The 18,342-nt window shown below is 65.2% G+C and carries 18 protein-coding genes; 12 read left to right on the top strand and 6 right to left on the bottom strand.

Annotated elements, in window-relative coordinates; translation table 11 throughout:
- Positions 1–47: 47 nt before the first annotated feature.
- Both arfB and D3260_RS06055 read right to left on the bottom strand, forming a co-directional pair.
- Positions 48–476, bottom strand: a complete 429-nt coding sequence (arfB, locus tag D3260_RS06060) for an alternative ribosome rescue aminoacyl-tRNA hydrolase ArfB (RefSeq protein WP_120097670.1) — start codon at positions 474–476, stop codon at positions 48–50.
- Complete coding sequence (locus D3260_RS06055) at positions 473–1,408, bottom strand: mechanosensitive ion channel family protein (protein WP_120097669.1); 936 nt, start codon at positions 1,406–1,408, stop codon at positions 473–475. The genes arfB and D3260_RS06055 overlap by 4 nt, the downstream gene beginning before the upstream one ends.
- Before the next feature lie 108 nt (positions 1,409–1,516).
- On the opposite strand from D3260_RS06055, the gene D3260_RS06050 reads away from it, so the two are divergent.
- The 7 genes from D3260_RS06050 to D3260_RS06020 all read left to right on the top strand — a co-directional run bounded on the left by D3260_RS06050 (position 1,517) and on the right by D3260_RS06020 (position 9,102).
- Positions 1,517–2,794 carry a putative DNA modification/repair radical SAM protein gene (locus tag D3260_RS06050; RefSeq protein ID WP_120097668.1) on the top strand — a complete coding sequence of 426 codons (1,278 nt, stop codon included), beginning with the start codon at positions 1,517–1,519 and terminating at the stop codon, positions 2,792–2,794.
- A gap of 30 nt (positions 2,795–2,824) precedes the next feature.
- The gene (locus D3260_RS06045) at positions 2,825–3,496 is read left to right on the top strand and encodes a hypothetical protein (RefSeq protein ID WP_120097667.1); all 672 of its coding nucleotides are present in this window, start codon (positions 2,825–2,827) and stop codon (positions 3,494–3,496) included.
- Positions 3,497–3,569: 73 nt separating this feature from the next.
- Positions 3,570–4,349 carry a DUF3307 domain-containing protein gene (locus D3260_RS06040; RefSeq protein WP_120097666.1) on the top strand — a complete coding sequence of 260 codons (780 nt, stop codon included), beginning with the start codon at positions 3,570–3,572 and terminating at the stop codon, positions 4,347–4,349.
- Positions 4,346–5,830 carry a UdgX family uracil-DNA binding protein gene (locus D3260_RS06035; protein WP_199671376.1) on the top strand — a complete coding sequence of 495 codons (1,485 nt, stop codon included), beginning with the start codon at positions 4,346–4,348 and terminating at the stop codon, positions 5,828–5,830. Before D3260_RS06040 ends, D3260_RS06035 begins: the two co-directional genes overlap by 4 nt.
- 63 nt (positions 5,831–5,893) lie before the next feature.
- A complete protein-coding gene (locus D3260_RS06030; protein ID WP_120097665.1) occupies positions 5,894–7,378 on the top strand; it encodes a sugar porter family MFS transporter in 1,485 nt (494 codons plus the stop codon).
- Positions 7,379–7,413: 35 nt separating this feature from the next.
- Positions 7,414–8,058, top strand: coding sequence for a hypothetical protein (locus D3260_RS06025; RefSeq protein WP_233543980.1), 645 nt, complete (start codon positions 7,414–7,416; stop codon positions 8,056–8,058).
- Between the two features lie 312 nt (positions 8,059–8,370).
- On the top strand, positions 8,371–9,102 hold the full coding sequence (locus D3260_RS06020; protein WP_199671375.1) for a helix-turn-helix transcriptional regulator: 732 nt from the start codon (positions 8,371–8,373) through the stop codon (positions 9,100–9,102).
- On the opposite strand, the gene nhaD is transcribed toward D3260_RS06020, so the two are convergent.
- Positions 9,083–10,549, bottom strand: coding sequence for a sodium:proton antiporter NhaD (gene nhaD, locus D3260_RS06015; protein WP_199671374.1), 1,467 nt, complete (start codon positions 10,547–10,549; stop codon positions 9,083–9,085). The genes D3260_RS06020 and nhaD overlap by 20 nt on opposite strands.
- 322 nt (positions 10,550–10,871) lie before the next feature.
- Between nhaD and D3260_RS06010 the strand changes: the two genes are divergently transcribed.
- The 5 genes from D3260_RS06010 (at position 10,872) to D3260_RS05990 (ending at position 13,763) form a co-directional block, all read left to right on the top strand.
- On the top strand, positions 10,872–11,684 hold the full coding sequence (locus D3260_RS06010; RefSeq protein WP_120097663.1) for a transporter: 813 nt from the start codon (positions 10,872–10,874) through the stop codon (positions 11,682–11,684).
- 63 nt (positions 11,685–11,747) lie between these two features.
- Entirely contained in the window at positions 11,748–12,428 is a 681-nt protein-coding gene (locus tag D3260_RS06005; protein WP_120097729.1) for a DsbA family protein, read from the top strand.
- Positions 12,419–12,739 (top strand): DUF3253 domain-containing protein, encoded by a 321-nt coding sequence (locus D3260_RS06000; protein ID WP_120097662.1) that lies wholly within the window; start codon positions 12,419–12,421, stop codon positions 12,737–12,739. The genes D3260_RS06005 and D3260_RS06000 overlap by 10 nt, the downstream gene beginning before the upstream one ends.
- 35 nt (positions 12,740–12,774) lie before the next feature.
- The gene (locus D3260_RS05995; protein WP_120097661.1) at positions 12,775–13,275 is read left to right on the top strand and encodes a cupin domain-containing protein; all 501 of its coding nucleotides are present in this window, start codon (positions 12,775–12,777) and stop codon (positions 13,273–13,275) included.
- 47 nt (positions 13,276–13,322) lie between these two features.
- Entirely contained in the window at positions 13,323–13,763 is a 441-nt protein-coding gene (locus D3260_RS05990; RefSeq protein ID WP_120097660.1) for a DUF6789 family protein, read from the top strand.
- Positions 13,764–14,258: 495 nt separating this feature from the next.
- Here the strand turns inward: D3260_RS05990 and D3260_RS05985 are convergent, their stop codons facing one another.
- The 3 genes from D3260_RS05985 to D3260_RS05975 all read right to left on the bottom strand — a co-directional run bounded on the left by D3260_RS05985 (position 14,259) and on the right by D3260_RS05975 (position 18,265).
- Complete coding sequence (locus D3260_RS05985; protein WP_120097728.1) at positions 14,259–16,397, bottom strand: carboxy terminal-processing peptidase; 2,139 nt, start codon at positions 16,395–16,397, stop codon at positions 14,259–14,261.
- Positions 16,398–16,552: 155 nt separating this feature from the next.
- Positions 16,553–17,527, bottom strand: coding sequence for an SAM-dependent methyltransferase (locus D3260_RS05980; RefSeq protein WP_120097659.1), 975 nt, complete (start codon positions 17,525–17,527; stop codon positions 16,553–16,555).
- A 6-nt stretch (positions 17,528–17,533) separates the two neighbouring features.
- A complete protein-coding gene (locus D3260_RS05975; RefSeq protein ID WP_120097658.1) occupies positions 17,534–18,265 on the bottom strand; it encodes a sulfite exporter TauE/SafE family protein in 732 nt (243 codons plus the stop codon).
- Positions 18,266–18,342: the final 77 nt, after the last annotated feature.

Below are 18,342 nucleotides of genomic sequence, written 5' to 3'. Positions count from 1 at the left end.
GCCGTAAAAGCCCGATCGATAATCGATCGGGCTTTTTTATGGCCGCATCATTCCGGCGGTCGGCGACGCAGTGCCTTGAGACGCCCGCGTTGGGTCTTGCGATCGGCGCGCCGGGCCCGGGCGGCCCGGCTGGGCCGGGTCGCCCGGCGTTTCTTGGCCGGACGACCGGCTGCCGCGATCAGTCTCGCAAGCCGTTCGCGGGCGGCTGCCAGGTTGGCCGACTGATGCCGGCCGTCGGTGGCCTTGATCACGATCACGCCCTGATCGGTGATGCGCCCATCGGCACAGGACAGCAGACGTTTCTTGTAGCTGTCCGGTAGCGACGAGGTCGCGATATCGAAACGCAGATGGATCGCGCTCGCGGTCTTGTTGACCTTCTGGCCACCCGGGCCCGGACTGCGGATCGCCTGCCAGCTGATCTCGCGGTCGGGAATCACAACGCGCGACGAGATCCGCAGTTCGCCGGTATCGCTCATGGGCCGGAGTCGCTCGATGTCGCGGGGTGTTCGTCGCTGTCATCACGCATCGGCGCGATCGCGAGCGGCTCGGCGAATGTCAGCGTGCGGTACGGGAACGGGATTTCCATGCCCGCGGCATCGAGTGCCGCCTTGATCGCCACGACCACCTCGCTGCGCGAGCGACGCACGGCCAGTGGTGTGGCCCCGCACCACCAGGCGACTTCGATATCCATGCCGCTCGCGCCGAAGCCGTGCGCGAAGACCTGAACGGGCCGGTCGCGCTGTACCTGCTCGCAATCCCGCGTGGCCGTATCGATGACCTCCAGAGCGGCGGCCAGATCGACGCCGTAGGCCACGCCGGTCATGATCGAGATCCGTCGCTCCGGCTGGTCGGTCAGGACCACGACCGGATTCTTGAACAGCTGGCCGTTCGGTACGAGCAGCAGCTCACCGGTGGTCTGGCGCAGCTCGGTCATGCGGATATTGATGCGCTCGACGCGGCCGAGGATATCGCCGCTCTCGATGAAGTCGCCGGCCTCGAACGGATATTTCCACAACAACAGCATGCCGGCGAAGAAATTCTCGAACGTGTCGCGAAAGGCAAAGCCCACCGCGACCGACAACAGTCCGAGCCCGCCAATCGCATTTGCTGGCGAGATGCCGGGAAAGACAATGATCGCGGCCAAAAGGAGCCCGAGCGCCCAGATGATCAGCTTGAGCAGGCGCTCGACCAGTCGGACCAGGGAGGGGCGGGCCCGGGCGCCGGCCAGCAGGCGCGCCAGTCGCAGGCTGATCCAGGTGATGGCCCAGGTCAGCGCCAGCACGACGACGGCGATCCCGATCAGGGGCAGACGCGTCAGGAATTCGGCCCACGCCTGACCGATCGTATGCCAGAGACTGCTGAGGATTCGATCCCAGTCGAACAACGGCTGTGTCTCCGGCGCGGCCACGGCGATCTCGTGCGGGTGGTCCGGTCATTGTCGGCCGGCGCCGCGCGTGCGGCAAGCCGGGGCCGATCGTCTGCATCCGAATCGTCGATTATTGTATAAATAGACAGCATGAATACGATCGACAAGCTGGCGATCCTCGCCGACGCCGCGAAATACGATGCCTCCTGTGCCTCGAGCGGCACGAGCCGACGCTCGTCGCGCGACGGGCGCGGGGTGGGTTCGTCCGAAGGCTCGGGCATTTGCCATGCCTATGCGCCGGACGGACGCTGCATCTCGTTGCTCAAGATCCTGATGACGAATTTCTGTATCTATGAATGCAGCTATTGCATCAATCGCAATTCCTCGAACGTCACCCGGGCCCGTTTCACGGCCAGGGAAATCGTCGATCTGACGCTGGATTTCTATAAGCGGAACTACATTGAAGGGCTGTTCCTGTCTTCCGGGGTGATTCAGTCGGCCGACTACACCATGGGCCAGCTCGTCGAGGTCGCACGCTGCCTGCGCGTGGATCACGACTTTCGCGGCTATATCCATCTCAAGACGATTCCCGACGCCGACGGTCAGCTGCTGGCCGACGCCGGCCGCTATGCCGATCGCCTGTCGATCAACGTCGAGCTGCCCACGCGCATCGCGCTTGCCGATCTGGCGCCGGAAAAGGATCACCGCACGATCAAGCTGTCGATGGCCCGGATTCGCGCAAAGTCCGACGAACATGCCGAGGCACGACGCGCGGCCAGGCGCGTGACCAACCAGCGCCCGAAGTCGGCCGATCTCGGGCGATTCGCGCCGGCCGGCCAGTCGACCCAGATGATCATCGGCGCCGAGCCGTCCACGGATGCCGATATCCTGAACACCAGCGCCGAGCTGTATTCGTCGTATCGGCTCAAGCGCGTTTATTTCTCGGCGTTCTCGCCGATTCCGGACAGTTCGTCGCGCCTGCCGTCGCAGCGGACCTCGCTGGTGCGCGAACATCGGTTATATCAGTCGGACTGGCTGATGCGTTTCTACGGCTACGCGCCGCACGAGATCACGGCCGGGGCCGACGATACGCCGGCCGACGGCATGCTCGATCTGGATATCGACCCCAAGCTGGCCTGGGCACTGCGCAATCGGGCGTATTTCCCGGTCGATCTGAATCGCGACGATCGCGAACGATTGCTGCGCGTGCCCGGTCTGGGGGTGAAATCGGTCAATCGCGTACTGGCGATCCGGCGCTGGCAGAAAGTCCGGCTCGATGACCTCGTGGCCATGAAAGCCGGCGTGACCAAGGCCATGCCGTTCATCGTCTGTGCCGGTCATCGGGCCGGGGCGGGCGAGCTGGCCAGCCCGGCGCTGCGGGCGCGATTTGCACCGCCGACCGCGGCTCAGCAGACTTTCGATTTCTGATGCGCCTCGTTCGAGCCCGCAGGAGCAGCCATGCCAGAGACCGACGATCGGCTCGCGGTGATCACCGGCGATATCGTCAAATCCAGTGCGTTATCGGAGACCGAGTTCGAAGCCGTGATGCAGGCACTCGAAACGGCAGGCCGGGCGATCGCCGCATGGCCGGGTGTGCAAAAGCTCGACTACGAGCGATTCCGCGGCGACGGCTGGCAGCTGGTCCTGGCGCCGGCCGTGTTCGGGCTGCGGGCGGCGTTGATCATGCGGGCGGCCGTGCGCAGCGCCGTGGCGGCCAGCGAAACCCGACTGGCGCTTGGCATCGGGCCGGGCACGCGCGGCTCGAGCCCCGGAACGTCTGCCGGCCCGGCGTTCGAGCGTTCCGGACAGGCCCTGGACGCGCTTGCCCGGCATCGGCTCTGGGCATTCGGCGGCACACTCGGCGATTCGTGTGTGGATCAGTTGACCGATGGGCTGCTGGGGCTGGCCGACGAGCGTTCGCAGGCCTGGACCGCGCGCCAGGCCGATATCGCCGCCCGCCTGCTGGCGCCGGCGGCGCCCTCGATGGCCGCACTCGCCGACGCCTGTGGGCTGCGGCCACAGACCGTGTCCAGCCATTTTGCGCGGGCCGGCGGCCACGCCTTGCAGGACGCCGTCGAGCGTTTCGAAACGGTGACAGGACATATCGGGAGAGCAGCCGCGAAAGACTGATATCGCGGTATCAGTCGTTTTCGGCTGTTTTCTCAGTCCGGCCGAATGTGGCGCTCGGCGCGCTGATCCGACCATGATCCGATCGTTCGTCGTACTGTTGTTCGCCCACGTCCTCGCGGATTTTGTGATGCAGACCGGCGGCATGGTCGCGCACAAGCGACGGGTGCGGGTCTTCGGTGCGCATATCGTGATCGTGGCGCTCACGGCGGCTGTTGCGCTGGCTGCCTCGGGGGCCGTCTCGTGGATGACCGTCGGGCTTGTCACGCTCGCCCACGCCGTGATCGATGCGATCAAGATCGGCTCGTCGGGCCTCATACGACGCCGCAGCGACTTCGCGGCACTCGAGATCTTCGCGATCGATCAAGCGGCGCACCTCGTCTGCCTGGCCGGTATCGCAATCGCCCTGCCTACGGCGTTCATTGACGGTGGTTGGCCGCGTTTGCTGGCGCCCGGGACGCTGACAACGGTTGTCAGCGCGGTGAGCGTGGTCACCGGTTTCATCGTGGCCACACGGGTAGGGGCCTTGTTGATCGGGCTGTTGATGCAGGGGCTGTCCGGACTGCCGGCATCGTCCGAAGCATCGGTGGTCATGCCCGCCGATGACGAGCCGGCGCACCGACTGCGGGCTGGCGTATGGATCGGCTGGCTGGAACGCGTGCTGGTCTTCGTGTTCGTGCTGCTCGGCCAGTTTGGTGCCATCGGGTTCGTGATCGCCGCCAAGTCGGTGTTGCGGTTCGAATATGCGCGCAAGGTCGAGCAGAGTGAGCTGGTCATCATCGGAACGCTGGCCAGCTTTGGCTGGGCGATTCTGGTGGCGCTGGCGACCCGGGCCGCGCTGTCGGGGCTGGCGTGAGCGGCTATCAGCCATCGCTGTTCGACGGCGCCGATACGGCGGGTGATCAGGCGGTCGTCCGCTTTGCTGGCGATTTCGCCGGCTGGCAACGGGCCGCCAGACGGCATCTGGCGGCGGCCGTGCCGCCGGAGGCGATCTGGTGGCAGCCGGCGCCTGTTTCGTTCGAGGCCGAGAGCGACGCGGCGGCCGCCCGGGCAAGCGAACGGCCGGGAACGATCCGTGTGCCCAAACGTTTCGTCGAGCTGGCTCGGGCGGCGGCCTGCCACAGCGCGCCGGATCGCTGGGCGCTGCTCTACCGGCTCCTGTGGCGGCTCACCCACGGCGAGCGACATCTGTTATCGCTTGCCGGGGACAGCGATGTCGCAACGGTGTCGGGCTATGCCAAGGCGGTGCGTCGCGACGTCCACAAGATGAAGGCTTTCGTGCGATTTCGTGCCGTCGACGAAGCCGGCTATGAAACGCCGCGCTATGTGGCCTGGTTCGAGCCGAGCCACGATATCGTGGCCTATGCGGCCGGGTTCTTCGTGCGGCGTTTCGCCAATATGCGGTGGTCGATCCTGACGCCGGAGCGCTCGGTGCACTGGGAAGGCGAGGGCACACCGTGGTTCTCGCCGGGCGCTGATCGGGCACAGGCGCCCGGCGAGGATCCGCTCGAAATGGCCTGGCAGACCTATTACGAGAGCATCTTCAATCCGGCCCGCGTGAAATGGTCGGCGATGCGCTCGGAAATGCCGGTCAAGTACTGGAAGAACATGCCCGAGGCCCAGTTGATCCCGAAGCTCGTCGCCGGTGCCGATCGTCGGGTGGCCACGATGGAAGCGGCGCGTCGCGATACCGATACCCTGCACTGTGGGCCGAGACCGGCAAGCCCGGCGGCCGTGACTGAAGCGGCGGCCGAGGCCTACCCGGCGTTTTCGCTGGAGCGTCTGGCCGCTCGAGCGGCGCTGTGTCGTAACTGCGCGCTCTGTGGGCCGGCGACACAGACCGTCTTCGGGGAAGGGCCGGTCGATGCCCGTCTCATGATCGTCGGCGAACAGCCCGGTGATCGGGAGGATCTGGCCGGGCGACCGTTCGTCGGTCCGGCCGGACAGCTCCTGGACCGGGCGCTGGCCGAGGCCGGAATCGATCGACAGGAAATCTATCTGACCAACGCCGTCAAGCACTTCAAGTTCACGCCGCGCGGCAAGCAGCGGCTGCACGCCAAGCCGGATTACGACGAAGTCCGGGCCTGTCGCCCCTGGCTGGAGGCCGAGCTCGGCCATGTGAATCCGGCCACGGTGATCACGCTCGGCGCGACAGCGGCCCGTGCGCTGCTCACGCGCGAGATCGCGGTGACGCGCGAGCGCGGTCGGCCGATCGCCTGGCACGGGCGCACCCTCTGGCCAACCGTGCATCCATCCCATCTTCTGCGTGCCGGGGAGACCAACGGGCCGGGCTATGCGCGCTTCGTGGCCGATCTGGCCCGCGCCGCGACCGAATAAGTCGCGCCGAAACGCGCCCCTTAGCCGAAAGGCGGAGTTTCGATCACAGCTGAACACGTCATAATGAATCGATTCAGCAACGCTGAAAGGCCGCGATCCGGGATTGCGAGACGTGTTTCAAATCGGAAGAATCGAATGACCCAGGAAAGCGCTGAGGCGCCGGCAGGGCTGCTGCACGGCCGCGCCCTCATCATCATGGTTTCGGTGATCGCCGCGCTCGGCGGCCTGCTGTTCGGCTACGACACGGGCATCATCGGTGTGGCTTTGCTGGGGCTCTCCAAGGATTTCGCGTTAACTGACGGTGTCAAACAGGTCGTGACTGGCGCCATCATTTTCGGCGCGATCTTCGGTGTTTTCGGTACCGGTGCAATCTCGGACCGGATCGGGCGTCGGGCCTCGATCCTGATCGTGGGGCTGATCTTCACGGTTGGCTCGTTCATGTCGGCGCTCGCCCCTTCGGTCGAATTCCTGATCGCGTCGCGTTTCGTGCTCGGGCTATCGGCGGGCAGTGCCACGCAGATCATTCCGGTCTATATCGCCGAGGTCACGCCGCCGGCCTCGCGCGGGCGACTGGTGGTGATGTTCCAGTTCATGGTGGTCTTCGGCATTCTTGTGGCGTATCTGACGGGCTTTGCACTCGGCGACGCCTGGCGCTGGATGTTCGGGCTCGGGGCGATTCCGGCGGTCATTCTGATGGTCGGCATGCTGTTGTTGCCCGAGTCGCCACGCTGGCTGGTCAATCAGAAGCGCGAGGCGGCCGCACTGGCGGTACTGCATCGGGTGCGGGGCGATCATGAGGCCGCCCGCAGCGAGATCGCCGAGATCAAGGATATTTCGGCACGTCCGGAAGGCCGCTGGCGTGATCTGTTCGCGCCCTGGATTCGGCCGGCTCTGGTCGCCGGTGCCGGTATCGCGATGTTTTCGCAGATCACGGGTAACAATGCGCTGCTCTACTACGCACCGACGATCCTCTCGCAGGCCGGGTTCGGCGACAACGCCTCGATTCTGGCCTCCATCGGCGCCATCGTCCTGGTCAATATCAGCACCGTGTTCGGGATTCTGATGGTCGATCGTATCGGGCGTCGTCGCTTCCTGCTCTGGATGGTGCCGGGTTCGGCCGTGGCCATGGCCGTGATGGCCATTCTGTTCACCGGCGGGATGCCCCAGTCGGCCGGCCTGCAGTATCTGCTGATCGCCTGCATGGGGATCTACATGGCGCTGAACTGCAGTTTCGGCGTCGCGCTCTGGCTCATCAATGCCGAGGTCTATCCGTTATTCGTGCGCGGCAAGGGCGCCTCGGTCGGTGCGTTCTCCCACTGGGGCTTCGATCTGCTGGTCACGCTGACCACGCTGACGCTGATCAATAGCCTGGGCACGTCCGGTGCGTTCTGGCTCTATGCCATCATCAGTGCCATCGCCGTGGTATTCGTGATCCGCTATATCCCGGAAACCAAGGGCCGCTCGCTCGAGCAGATCGAAGCCGATCTGAAAGCCGGCCAATTCTTCCCGCGTGACAAGAGTGCGCCGGCACCCGCCCGGACTGGATGACGACGAAGGCGCGGCTCGAGGCGTATGCTGGTGCGATGCGACAGCTCACACGGACCACGCTCTGTATCGCGGTGCTCGGCCTGACAATGCTCGGGCCGAGTGGCTGCGCCACCTGGCAGGCGACCGGCTCGAAGTCCGGCGACACGGAAACGGCCCGCAGCGATGATCCGCTGGGACACGTCTTTGCGAATGAAAGCCGGCGCGATAAGCTCAACGACGGCTACAGCGCGCTGCACAAGCAGCTACGCGGCTTGTCCCAGGTCGATCGGATCTTCTACGTCAAGATCGAGTCGGACGATGTGCAGAACGTCGTCGGTGATCTCACGGACTACAGCGGCCAGCTGGCCGATCGCCTGGAGAAGCTGGCCGAACAGTTCCCGGCGATGAATCTGAAACGCACGACCACACCGCCGATCATCGACGATGCCCACACCGCACAACGCAACGGTACGCTGAAACGATTCGCGCCGCTCGTCGGCCAGAGCGGAGCCGCATTCGAGCGGGGCGTGTTGCTTCGGCTGCTCGGCGTTGCCGATCAGGAACGCTATCTGACACAGGTATTGGCCGAACAGGAGCCCAATCCGGCGCTGTCGAAGATCATGCAGGATGCCTCGACGCATTTCGCCGATCTGTTCGACGAGATCAATGCCCTGCTCGACAAGCGATTCTATCGCCACTAGGGCCTGTTGATGTTTCGTGCGAGTCCGCGCCAAGCGCGCCCTGCGGCGTTGCCGGTCTGGATCGTGGCACGCCACGATCGGCAACCCGCGCCTTGCCGGACGCGATTTGCGGTCTCCGACGCGGCGCTCGAACGAGACCTCAACAGGCCTTAGCGGCCGGCTGCCGATCAAGGTGGCGCCACCCGAGACGTTGGTCCGTCGGCCTGTCGTTGAAACTGTATCGGCCCGCAGCACCCGGCGATCGCGGTATGCTCGCACGATATGCCCGCGCCGCTGTCCGGCCGGGCAATCCACGTGCGCCGGAGACACGGCATGGCCCGAAACGATGAGACAGGTGGACGCGCCGGACTGTTCGAGCAGGTCTCCAGCCTGACGTTCAATCTATCGCGCAGTGCAGTCGGGGCGCTGGCCAGTCGGGTCGGCGGCATGACGTTCCGGATCGGCTCGACCCTGATTCTCGATGCCAGCCAGCGGCGTCTGTTGTCATCCGAACAACGAGCCTGGATGGCACGTGCCGGTCAGGCGATTCAGGATGCGCGGTTGACCGCGGGCCTCTCGCTGGAAGGCCTGGCCGCAGCGCTGGATCTGGAAGACAAGACCGTGCTGCAGGCCATGGAGCAGGGCAGTGCCACGGTTTCCTTCGAGATGATCCTGCGCCTGACCTCCCTGCTTGCCCGCAACGATCCGATTCCGTTTCTGATCAGCCTCGTGCGGGGCTTCAATCCACGGCTCTGGGCGTTGGCCGAGGATTGGGGCATCGGGCATCTGCCGACCATGATCGAGCGGGATCGGAAGTGGTTGAACATTTATCGCGGCAACGAAGCCGTTCGCCAGCTGCCCGAGGCCGAGTTCAACCAGGTGCTGTCGTTCTGCGAGAGCGCGCTCGATACGGCGATGGCGTTCCGCCGGACCCAGGCCGTCGTCGATCCTCGCGCCGTGGGGGGCACCGGCGAGCCGTATCGCCGGGCCGACGATATCGATCCGTCGTCCCCGGAACCGACGGATCCGGGGACGACCAGAGGGCCTAGAAAGTCCAGAAGTTGACGATCAGGTGAGCCAGGATCGAGGCGACGTAACCGATCGCGATGGCCCAGGTCCACTTCAGATGGGACATGAAAGTGTAGTAGCCGCGCGCCTGACCCATCAGGGCCACGCCGGCGGCTGAACCGATGGACAGGAGCGAACCGCCCACGCCGGCGGTCAGCGTGACCAGCAGCCACTGGCCGTCGGGCATGCTCGGGTTCATTTGCAGCACGGCAGCCATGATCGGGATGTTGTCCACGATGGCCGAGAGCACCCCGACGATGGTGTTGGCCAGCGTCGCACCGAGCCCGTCATAAAGCACGTTGGCCAGTAGCGACAGATACCCCAGAAACGCCAGCCCGCCGACGCACAGCAGAACCCCGTAGAAGAAAAGCAGCGTGTCCCACTCGGCCTCGGCGACGTGGCCGAACACATTGAAGCGGTCGGCCGAATCGCCGTGTTCCTTGTGCCGGATCAATTCCGGCGGCGTCATCTCGTCGGATTCCCGGTAGGCCGCCAGCGCCTCGTCTTTGCGCATGGCGGTCTTCATCAGGTAGTACATCAGCAACTGGAGATAGGCCAGGCCCAGCATCATGCCCAGATACGCGGGCAGGCCGAATACGCTGTGACCGATCACGGCGGTGGCCACCGTGGCGGCAAACGCCACCATCACCGCATAACCGCCGCGCCGTACGTGGCCGGTGTTTTCGCTGGCCTCGGGGGTGCCTTCCGGCACGGCCTTGTACATCAGCATCGCCGGCACGATGAAATTGACCAGCGACGGAATGATCAGCAGGAAGAACTGCAGGAAACCCAGCTGGTCCTTCTGCCAGACCATGAGCGTGGTGATGTCGCCGAACGGGCTGTATGCACCGCCGGCGTTGGCGCCGACCACGATATTGATGCAGGCGAGCGTGATGAACCGGCGATTGCCGGCGCCCACCGCCAGCACCACGGCCGACAGCACGAGCGCGGTGGTCAGGTTATCGATCATCGGCGAGATGACGAAGGCCAGGGCGCCGAGAATCCAGAACAGCTGTTTGTACGAATAACCGCGCGAGGCCAGCCAGGTCCGCAGGGCCTCGAAGATGTTCCGGTCGGTCATGGCGTTGACATAGGTCATGGCCACGAGCAGGAACAGGAATAGCCCGGCGAATTCGACCAGCGTATCGGTCAGTGCTTCCTCGACCGCGGCGGATACGCCGCTGAAGTGCACATAGCCACCGATGATCATCCATATCAGCCCGGCGGCGAGGATGACGGGTTTCGACTTGCGCAGATCGGTGTATTCCTCGAATACCACCAGAAGGTAGGCGCCACAGAACAGGGCCAGCGCCAGCAGGCCGGGCCAGGCCGTGACGAGATCCAATCCGTGGGATGAGCCGCCCTCGGCGGCCAGCGCCGTCATGGGAAACAGCAGGCATGCGAGCAGGGCCGCTCGCGACATGAACGCGCGGGTCGGGCTCATGAAATCTCCGTTGGTCGACCAGGAAAGACGCCGAGGGGCGTCGTGACGAATATAAAATAACGAGCTTAGCAAGGCCGCAGTCCGGTTGATATGTCCGAGACGGTCACGCATTCCGTCCTCGGAATCGAGCTGGATGAGGTTGATGCCGGATCATAGCTGCCCGGCTCGGCCTGGCCCCCGTGTCGCCGCCGGGGCGATACGGCGAATCTCAGGGGAATGCCCGAGTCCGCCAGAGCGGCATCTCGCGTACGATCTGACGCGCACCGGCGCCTGATGATTAAAAACCAGTGCCGGCGTGCCGCTCAAGGGGAGAGACAACTAGATGATCGATTGCAGAAATACGCGTCTTGTCTTGCTTGCCGTCCTCGGTTTGACCGGGCCGGCCACGGCATGGGAAGCCGCGGGCGATACCAATGTGCTGGGGATCGAGAAAGCCGCCGATCCGGACCGTGTTCCAGCGGACCGCCCGGGCTTCGGCGACAGCGCCGAACTCGTGCCGAAGGGTTGGTTTGAAATGGAAGGTGGCCTGCGTTTCGACGACAACCAGGGCGGCGGGACCACAACGACCGTGCCCTCCGGGCTGCTGCTGCGCACGGGCATTGCCGACAGCGTCGAGCTGCGTCTGGGTTTCGATGGTTACGACATCAACGCGCCCGGCGAAGACGGACCGGGCAATGCCTCGGTCGGGTTCAAGATCCGTGTGCACGATGAGACGACCTGGACGCCGGCCTTCAGCGTGTTGCCGACGGTGGCGCTGCCGGCCGGTGACGACGCCGTGGCCGCGTCGAAGGCCGAGCCCTCGGTACATTTCATCTGGGCCAAGCAGCTGACATCGCGGTTCAGCCTCGGCGGCAACGTCAATCTGACCGAGCAATTCGAGCAGCGCACCGGCAATCGACAGCTGGAGACAGCCGTCTCGGCCTCGGGCAGCTATGCGTTGACCGATCGCCTGTCCGGTTATGCGGAATACTACACGCAGCTGCCGGAGGGCGGCGCCCGGGACACCCATGCCATCGATGGCGGTGTTAGTTTCCTGACCACGCAGCACACGCAGCTCGATGCCTTCGTGGGCACCGGGCTCAATGATGTTCAAAGCGATGTCTATGCCGGATTCGGGATCGCCCATCTGTTCTGAGCCGGTTTGGTCGCGCGTTCGGACTCCGGCAGGCTGGTGGCCTGTCTTGCAAAGGTCTCTGTCATGTCGTCGTCTCTGCGTATCGATCTGGTCTCGGATATCGTCTGCCCCTGGTGTGCGATCGGTCTGGCTCGACTGGAGCAGGCCATCGCCCGGCGTAGTGATCTGGATGTCGCGCTACAGTGGCATCCGTTCCTGCTCAACCCGGATATCGAGCCCGGTGGCCGTGACATGACTACCCATCTATCGGCCAAGTACGGCAAGACACCGGCCGAGATCACCGAGTCGCAGCGCCAGATCGTGGCCGCTGCCGAGGCGCTCGATCTGGATTTCTCGCAAGCCTTGTCGCGTCGCTCCTACAACACGCTGACAGCACACCGCGTGTTGCATCACGCACGTGAGCAGGGCGTCGACGATCCGTTCAACCGGGCCTTGTTCGAGGCCTATTTCGGTCGGGCCCGGAATCCGAACGACGCTGACCTGCTGGTGGATATCGGGACCGGTCTCGGCCTCGATGCCCGGGATATCACGGACATCGTCGACTCGGACCGCCACGGCGAGGCGGTTCAGGCCGAGGTGGCCGAGTTTCGCGAGATGGGGGTGACCGCGGTCCCGGCCTTCATCGTCGAATCCCGATATCTGATCAGCGGCGCGCAACCGCCCGAGGCGTTGGCCGATGCGCTCGGCCGGATCGCGGCCGAGCGTGATGACGCCCCGGCCGATGAGGCGCCGGCATGGCCGTAACCGATACCGTGGTCGCCGCGCGTATCCGGGCGAGGGTGGCTGCGAGAGGGGCGGGCAAGACCTGTTGTCCGTCGGAGATCGCGCGGGGATGTGGTACGGCCCAGCCGGCGGCGATGGCGCAGGTGCGCCGGGTGGCCGCCGCGCTGGCCGCCACCGGCGAGATCGTGGTGACCCAGGGCGGCCAGCCTGTCGACATCGAACGTGCCAATGGGCCGGTGCGCCTGGGGCTACCGGCCGTTGGTAACAACCCGCCCGATGACGGCGTGGCCGATACACAGCCTCCGGCCGGTTTGGCCCCCGGATCGACCTGATAAGGTAAGACGTATTCATCGGTTGGGGAGCGCCCGTGACGGGTGACGACATCATTGCGGCATTGGCACTTGCCCCGCATCCCGAGGGCGGCCACTACCGGCAGGTCTATGCCGCTGCGGATCAACTGCCCGAGACCGGGTTGCCGGCCCGGTACGACGGGCCGCGCGCGGCCGCGACCGCGATCTATTTCCTGCTGCGTGCCGGCGAGCGTTCGCATCTGCACCGTCTGCGCTCCGATGAAATCTGGCATTTCTATCGCGGCGCGCCGGTCTGCGTGCATGTGATTTCGCCGGACGGGGTCTATCGAACCCATCGCCTCGGGCCAGACCTGGCCGCTGGCGAACGGCCGCAGCTCGTGGTGCCGCACGGTCACTGGTTCGCGGCCGAGCCGCTGACCGAGACCGGTTATGCCCTGGTTGGCAACACGGTGGCGCCCGGTTTCGATTTCGCCGATTTCGAGTTGGCCGAGGCCTCGGCCCTCGGCCAATGCTTCCCCGATCTGGCCGAGCGAATCAAACCACTGTGTTCTCATTGATCAAACGGCGTCGGCGATGGCCGCGCCCCCGGGTTTAACAGGCCGCCATGTCACCGAAAAGCGCGATCCTTGCCGGCGTTGTCGCCAGTCTTGTTCTGGCCGCGGCGCTTGTGGCCGAATCCCTGTTCCCGGTGCTGCCGGCCTATGATCTGGTCGGTCTGATCCAGCGATTCACCGGCGGCCCGCGTGCGGCCGGCTGGCTCGGCTACGCGCTGGTCGGTGTTCTGCTCTGGCCGGCCGTGTTCGTGCTGCTCAGAGCGCGGCTGCCCGGCGCTTCCGACATCGCACGCGGCCTGGTTTTCGGCGGCTTGGCCTGGGCGGCCATGATGCTGTTGTTTCTGCCGATCGCCGGCGCCGGTTTCTTCGGACTCGTGATCGGCTGGTGGGTGCCCGTCATGGCGTTGCTGCAGCATCTGCTCTACGGCGCGGCGCTGGGGCTGGTCTATCGGCCACAGGCGCCGCCGCGCAATCGGCGGCGCCGACGCTGAGCGATATTCCGGCCCGGTCGCCGGCCACTGGATCCCTCGCGACATGCCGGGGTGTGTAAACCCGGCACATTGTTCACGGATGGCTGCAGGCAGTCGGCTGATGGGGGGTGATTCAGGCTGGCGTGGAGTCGATGCCAGTGATCGTCATGGCGCCAGCGCGGCAGAGAGACCGCGTGCGCTTGAGTCCGAGCCGTCGACAGGCCTGGGCCAATCGACGGGATCGATAAAACAGGCCCCGTTATCGGTCAGCACCGCTTTGAAACGGATGCCCGGGCGTCGGTAATGATGCAGTGTGGCGATCAGCGCACGGACGGCGCTTGTCGCCGCTTTTGGGGGCAGCAACACGACCCGCGCGGATAGGCTTGACAGGCGCTGATCCTGACGCCCGGGCGCGTTACCGGTCGGGCCGCGGCCAACCGGCGGGCAAATTTTGCGAGCGCACAACGAAAGACGGCCCCGCAAGGGGCCGTCGTTTCGCTCATTGCCGGGCGGAGATCAATCGTTGCCCTGCTGATCCTGCTTGGCCACGATCGCGTGGATCATGTCGAGCAGAATGTGGGCACTTTCGGTCTGGTACGCGTCGATCTTGTCGGTGTTCGACATGCCGGGCGTCTGATCCGGCAGCGTCTCGCTGTCGTCGCCCTCGTCGTCGTTACCGCTCTGCTCGGCGTCCTGGGCATCCTCGAATGCCTTGTAGTTCTCGTACGGCGGCTTGCCGGTCGCCTTGCGATGCGTGTTGGCCAACGAGAGCATCTGCTGCTGCAGCTTGTTCTGCTCGGCCCGGCGTGTGTCGATGTTCAACGACACGGTGGTCTTGTTCGATTCCTCGCGTGCCGCCTGGATCCGCTTGACCAGATACTGGAAATCGGGCTCGTGGGCCACACGGGCATTGTGCTCCTGTCGCAGTGTGTTCAGCACGCCGTTGATCGCGTCCGAGGTCGGGTAGGCGGTCGGCGGGATCGTGTCGTAGGGCAGGGCGTTGGGCAGCGCGGACTCGCCGATCTTGTCCGGGTCGATCGCCGATGCGAAATCGATGTCCGGCTTCACGCCCCGGTCCTGGGTCGACTTGCCGGAGACGCGATAGAACTTCGCTTCGGTGAGCTTGAGCTGGCCTTCCGACAACGGAAGCAGCGTCTGGACCGTGCCCTTGCCGAAGGTGCGGCTGCCCAGAATGATCGCGCGGCCGTAGTCCTGCAGGGCACCGGCCACGATCTCCGAGGCCGAAGCCGACAGCCGGTTGGTCATCACGGCCAGTGGGCCGGAATAGACCGCGCCGTTGTTGCGATCGCCCAGCACCTGGATGTTGCCGTTGGCGTCGCGGATCTGCACGCCGGGGGCAGAATCCATGAACAGGCCGATCAGCTGCATCGCCTCGCCCAGTGCGCCGCCGCCGTTGTTGCGCAGGTCCAGAACCACGCCGTCGACGTTGTCCTTCTTCAGCTTGACGAGTTGTTTCTTCACGTCGTCGGAGGTGCCGTTGTAGAACGACGGCAGTGTGAGCAGGCCGATCTTGTGCGACTTGCCGTCCTGCTTGACGTGGATGATCTTCGAGCTGGCAGCCTGATCCTTGAGCTTGATCTTGTCGCGCTGCAGCGTGACCGTCTTGGTCTGGCCGCTGTCGGCCGGCTGGACCTGCAGACGGACGTAGGAGTCCTTCTTGCCGCGGATCAGCTGAACCGTTTCGTCGAGCCGCATGCCGATCACGTCGGTGAAGTCACCCGATTTGCCCTGACCGACAGCAATGATGCGATCGGTCGGCTTGAGCTTGCCGGATTTGGCCGCCGGCCCGCCCGGAATGAGACGCACCAGCTCGGCGTAGCCGTTCTTGGAACGCAGCTCGGCGCCGATGCCCTGCAGCGACAGGTTCATGTCGATCGAGAAATCCTCGGCGCGACGCGGCGAGAAATAATCGGTGTGTGGATCGTAGCTGTGGGTGTAGGCATCCATGTAGACCGAGAACGCATCGGTCGGCTCGGCCTGACGCAGCTGCTTGAGCTCGTTCGTGTAACGCTGGGTCAGCCGTTTCTGGATCTCGTCGGGAGCGACATCCGACAGGCGCAGGTCGATGACCTGGTTTTCCAGCTGCTTGCGCCACAGTTTTTCGCGCGCGGCCGCATCGGCCGGCCACGGCGCGTCCTCGCGATCGACGTTGAAGGACTCGTCGTTGTTCAGATCGAGCGTGTCCAGCCCCTGGCCGATGCGCGCCAGCGCCCACTGGTCGATCTGGATGCGTCGCTTCTGATAGGTGTTGAAGATATCGAAGGCGGCGTTGAGATGCCCGTTTCGCAGCTGGTCGTCGAGCGAGTCGCCGTATTTCTTCTTCAGCCGCTGGATGTCCGAGGCCAGAAACACGCTGTGCGTGCCATCCAGGTCATCGAGATAGGCCTTGAAGAACTGCGTCGAGAATGCGTCGTCCAGACCCACCTTGTTGTAATGGTTCTCCTGGAGCTCGCGCACGATCTCCTTGTCGATCTTGCCTTCGTTGTTGTCCGGAACCAGCGGCGTATAGCCCTTGGCCGGGCCGGCCCCGGCATCCGGCACCGGTTGCGGCATCTTGTCGGTATCCGACGCCGCGCAGCCGGTCTGTGTGAACAGGGCAGCAACGAGGGTCACGGTCAGAGCGATCTTGCGCATGAAATCCTTCGGTCCTGTGAATCGGTCCGCATGCTCGTGGGCGTCGATCGCGGAGCGCGACGCCGGGCACGTGAATATCGGCATTCCCGCAACGATACAGGATCGATGCGGCGTGCAGTAATCGCCCATGTTGCCAAACGTGCTACGCGCGCGTGTCACATTCGGCCGGCGGCTTCGCTCGGACCGCCATCGCGCAGGCGAAAGAACGTCAGTTCATGCTTGTTGGCATGCAGATGGCGCAGGCGCGCTCCGGGAATGGCCAGAAAACGGGCGATCAGGTCCGCATCGACCGGCCCCTGGCATTTCACGGTCAGAATGATGTTGGCATCGGGCAGGGCGTCACACCAGTAGCGCGCGAGCTCGAGAAGCCGTTCCGGATAGGCGATCAGATCCGAGCACACCCAGTCGATGTGTCCGACATCGGCGCCGCGGACGGAAAATGCATCGCCTGTACGCGTCTCGATGCGCGCGTTGGCGGCCACGGCCGGGGCCAGGGCCGCGCGATCGACGGCGAGCACCCGGGCCCCGAGCGCCGCCAGTACCCAGCTCCAGCCACCCGGGGCGGCGCCGAGATCGAGACAGCGCTCGCCGGGGCCCGGCTGTATGCCCGCGAGCGTCAGTGCTTCCCAGAGTTTCAGATAGGCGCGGTTGGGCGGGCCTTCTCGGTCTTCGACAAACGCCGGCGCGCCGTCGGCGAATGCGCTCGTGGTGTGTCGCGAGGCCAGGAGCCGGTCATGCGAGAGCAGTGTCCAGGCGCCCAGCGGCGCACTTGGCGGCGCGCTCGGAAACGTCAGCGGGCGGAACCGGATCGTGGGCAGCCGCTCGGCGATCAGCCGTGCCCGGCGATGGTGCCCGACCGGATGGGCATGCCAGTTGCGCTGAATGGCCTTTAAACAGTGGGCGGCCGCGCCGATCGACTCGACCCGGTAGAGCGCGGGGGCCAGCCAGGTATTGGCCGCCCAGGCCGCCGGCCCGGGCCGATCGGCGCTGAATACGAGATCGTCCTGCGTGGCCACGACCCGGCTGCCGCGGTGGACCAGCTCGTCGATCAGCGCATCGCGGTGATCGGCGGCCGCGACGTGTACCGTGTCGTAGTCGACGGCCAGCGGTTCGGCGGGCGGGGCGGCCATGAATGCTCAGGTGAAGAAGACGAGGCGCACGGCCGGGGCGATGAGAATGATCGCCAGCGCCCGGGCGAAGGTCTTCTGATCGATGCGGTAATGCAGGCGGTGGCCGAGATAGGCCCCGATGATCACCGCCGGCAGACTGGCCGCGGCAAGCCAGCCTGCATGTGCATCGAGCAGTCCGAGATGGGCATAGGTGAGCACCTGGACGGCCGAGCTGACGAGAAAGCCCATCGTGAGAATCGCGCGGGCTTCCTGCTTCGGATAACGCAGGCTGGCATAGATCAGCAACGGCACCGGTGACACCCCCACGGCGCCGGCGATCACGCCGGCGAACAACGAGCAGCCGGCCAGACCGCTGGCATCCAGCCAGCTCAGGCGCGGCACCTGCTTCGGGGCCGGGGTCTTGAACAGATTGATTGCCACGTAGCACAGGATGACCACACCGAGGCCGCGTTGCAGCACGGTGACCGGTAGCACGGCGAGCAGCTGCGCGCCGATGATCATGCCGATCGACATGCCCAGCGCAGCGATCGGGCCGCGCCGCCAGTCGAATTCGCGGCCGGCGAGCAACGTCATCACAACGTTGGCGGTCAACCCGATCACGGCCACGATCGGCACGACTTCCCGAAACGGATAGACCAGCACGAGCACACTGATGGTCAGCGTGCCGCTGCCGAAGCCGGTCAGCCCCTGAGAGGTCGCACCGAGCAGGGCGGCCAGGTTGTAGATGAGAATCTGCACGAAAAGCGGGGAGCCGGCGGGAATGGCCGCGTATTCTAGGGCCTGTTGATGTTTCGTACGAGTCCGCTGTCCGCGGC

Source organism: Salinisphaera sp. Q1T1-3 (assembly GCF_003602005.1).
In the GTDB taxonomy this organism is placed as follows: Bacteria; Pseudomonadota; Gammaproteobacteria; order Nevskiales; family Salinisphaeraceae; genus Salinisphaera.
This window is presented reverse-complemented; position numbering and strand designations above follow the sequence as displayed.

Coding starts and splice junctions, on each gene's coding strand:
- arfB (WP_120097670.1), bottom strand. CDS start 476: ATGAGCGATACCGGCGAACTGCGGATCTCGTCGCGCGTTGTGATTCCC.
- D3260_RS06050 (WP_120097668.1), top strand. CDS start 1,517: ATGAATACGATCGACAAGCTGGCGATCCTCGCCGACGCCGCGAAATAC.
- D3260_RS06045 (WP_120097667.1), top strand. CDS start 2,825: ATGCCAGAGACCGACGATCGGCTCGCGGTGATCACCGGCGATATCGTC.
- D3260_RS06040 (WP_120097666.1), top strand. CDS start 3,570: ATGATCCGATCGTTCGTCGTACTGTTGTTCGCCCACGTCCTCGCGGAT.
- D3260_RS06030 (WP_120097665.1), top strand. CDS start 5,894: ATGAATCGATTCAGCAACGCTGAAAGGCCGCGATCCGGGATTGCGAGA.
- D3260_RS06025 (WP_233543980.1), top strand. CDS start 7,414: ATGCGACAGCTCACACGGACCACGCTCTGTATCGCGGTGCTCGGCCTG.
- D3260_RS06020 (WP_199671375.1), top strand. CDS start 8,371: ATGGCCCGAAACGATGAGACAGGTGGACGCGCCGGACTGTTCGAGCAG.
- nhaD (WP_199671374.1), bottom strand. CDS start 10,549: ATGAGCCCGACCCGCGCGTTCATGTCGCGAGCGGCCCTGCTCGCATGC.
- D3260_RS06010 (WP_120097663.1), top strand. CDS start 10,872: ATGATCGATTGCAGAAATACGCGTCTTGTCTTGCTTGCCGTCCTCGGT.
- D3260_RS06005 (WP_120097729.1), top strand. CDS start 11,748: ATGTCGTCGTCTCTGCGTATCGATCTGGTCTCGGATATCGTCTGCCCC.
- D3260_RS06000 (WP_120097662.1), top strand. CDS start 12,419: ATGGCCGTAACCGATACCGTGGTCGCCGCGCGTATCCGGGCGAGGGTG.
- D3260_RS05990 (WP_120097660.1), top strand. CDS start 13,323: ATGTCACCGAAAAGCGCGATCCTTGCCGGCGTTGTCGCCAGTCTTGTT.
- D3260_RS05985 (WP_120097728.1), bottom strand. CDS start 16,397: ATGCGCAAGATCGCTCTGACCGTGACCCTCGTTGCTGCCCTGTTCACA.
- D3260_RS05980 (WP_120097659.1), bottom strand. CDS start 17,527: ATGGCCGCCCCGCCCGCCGAACCGCTGGCCGTCGACTACGACACGGTA.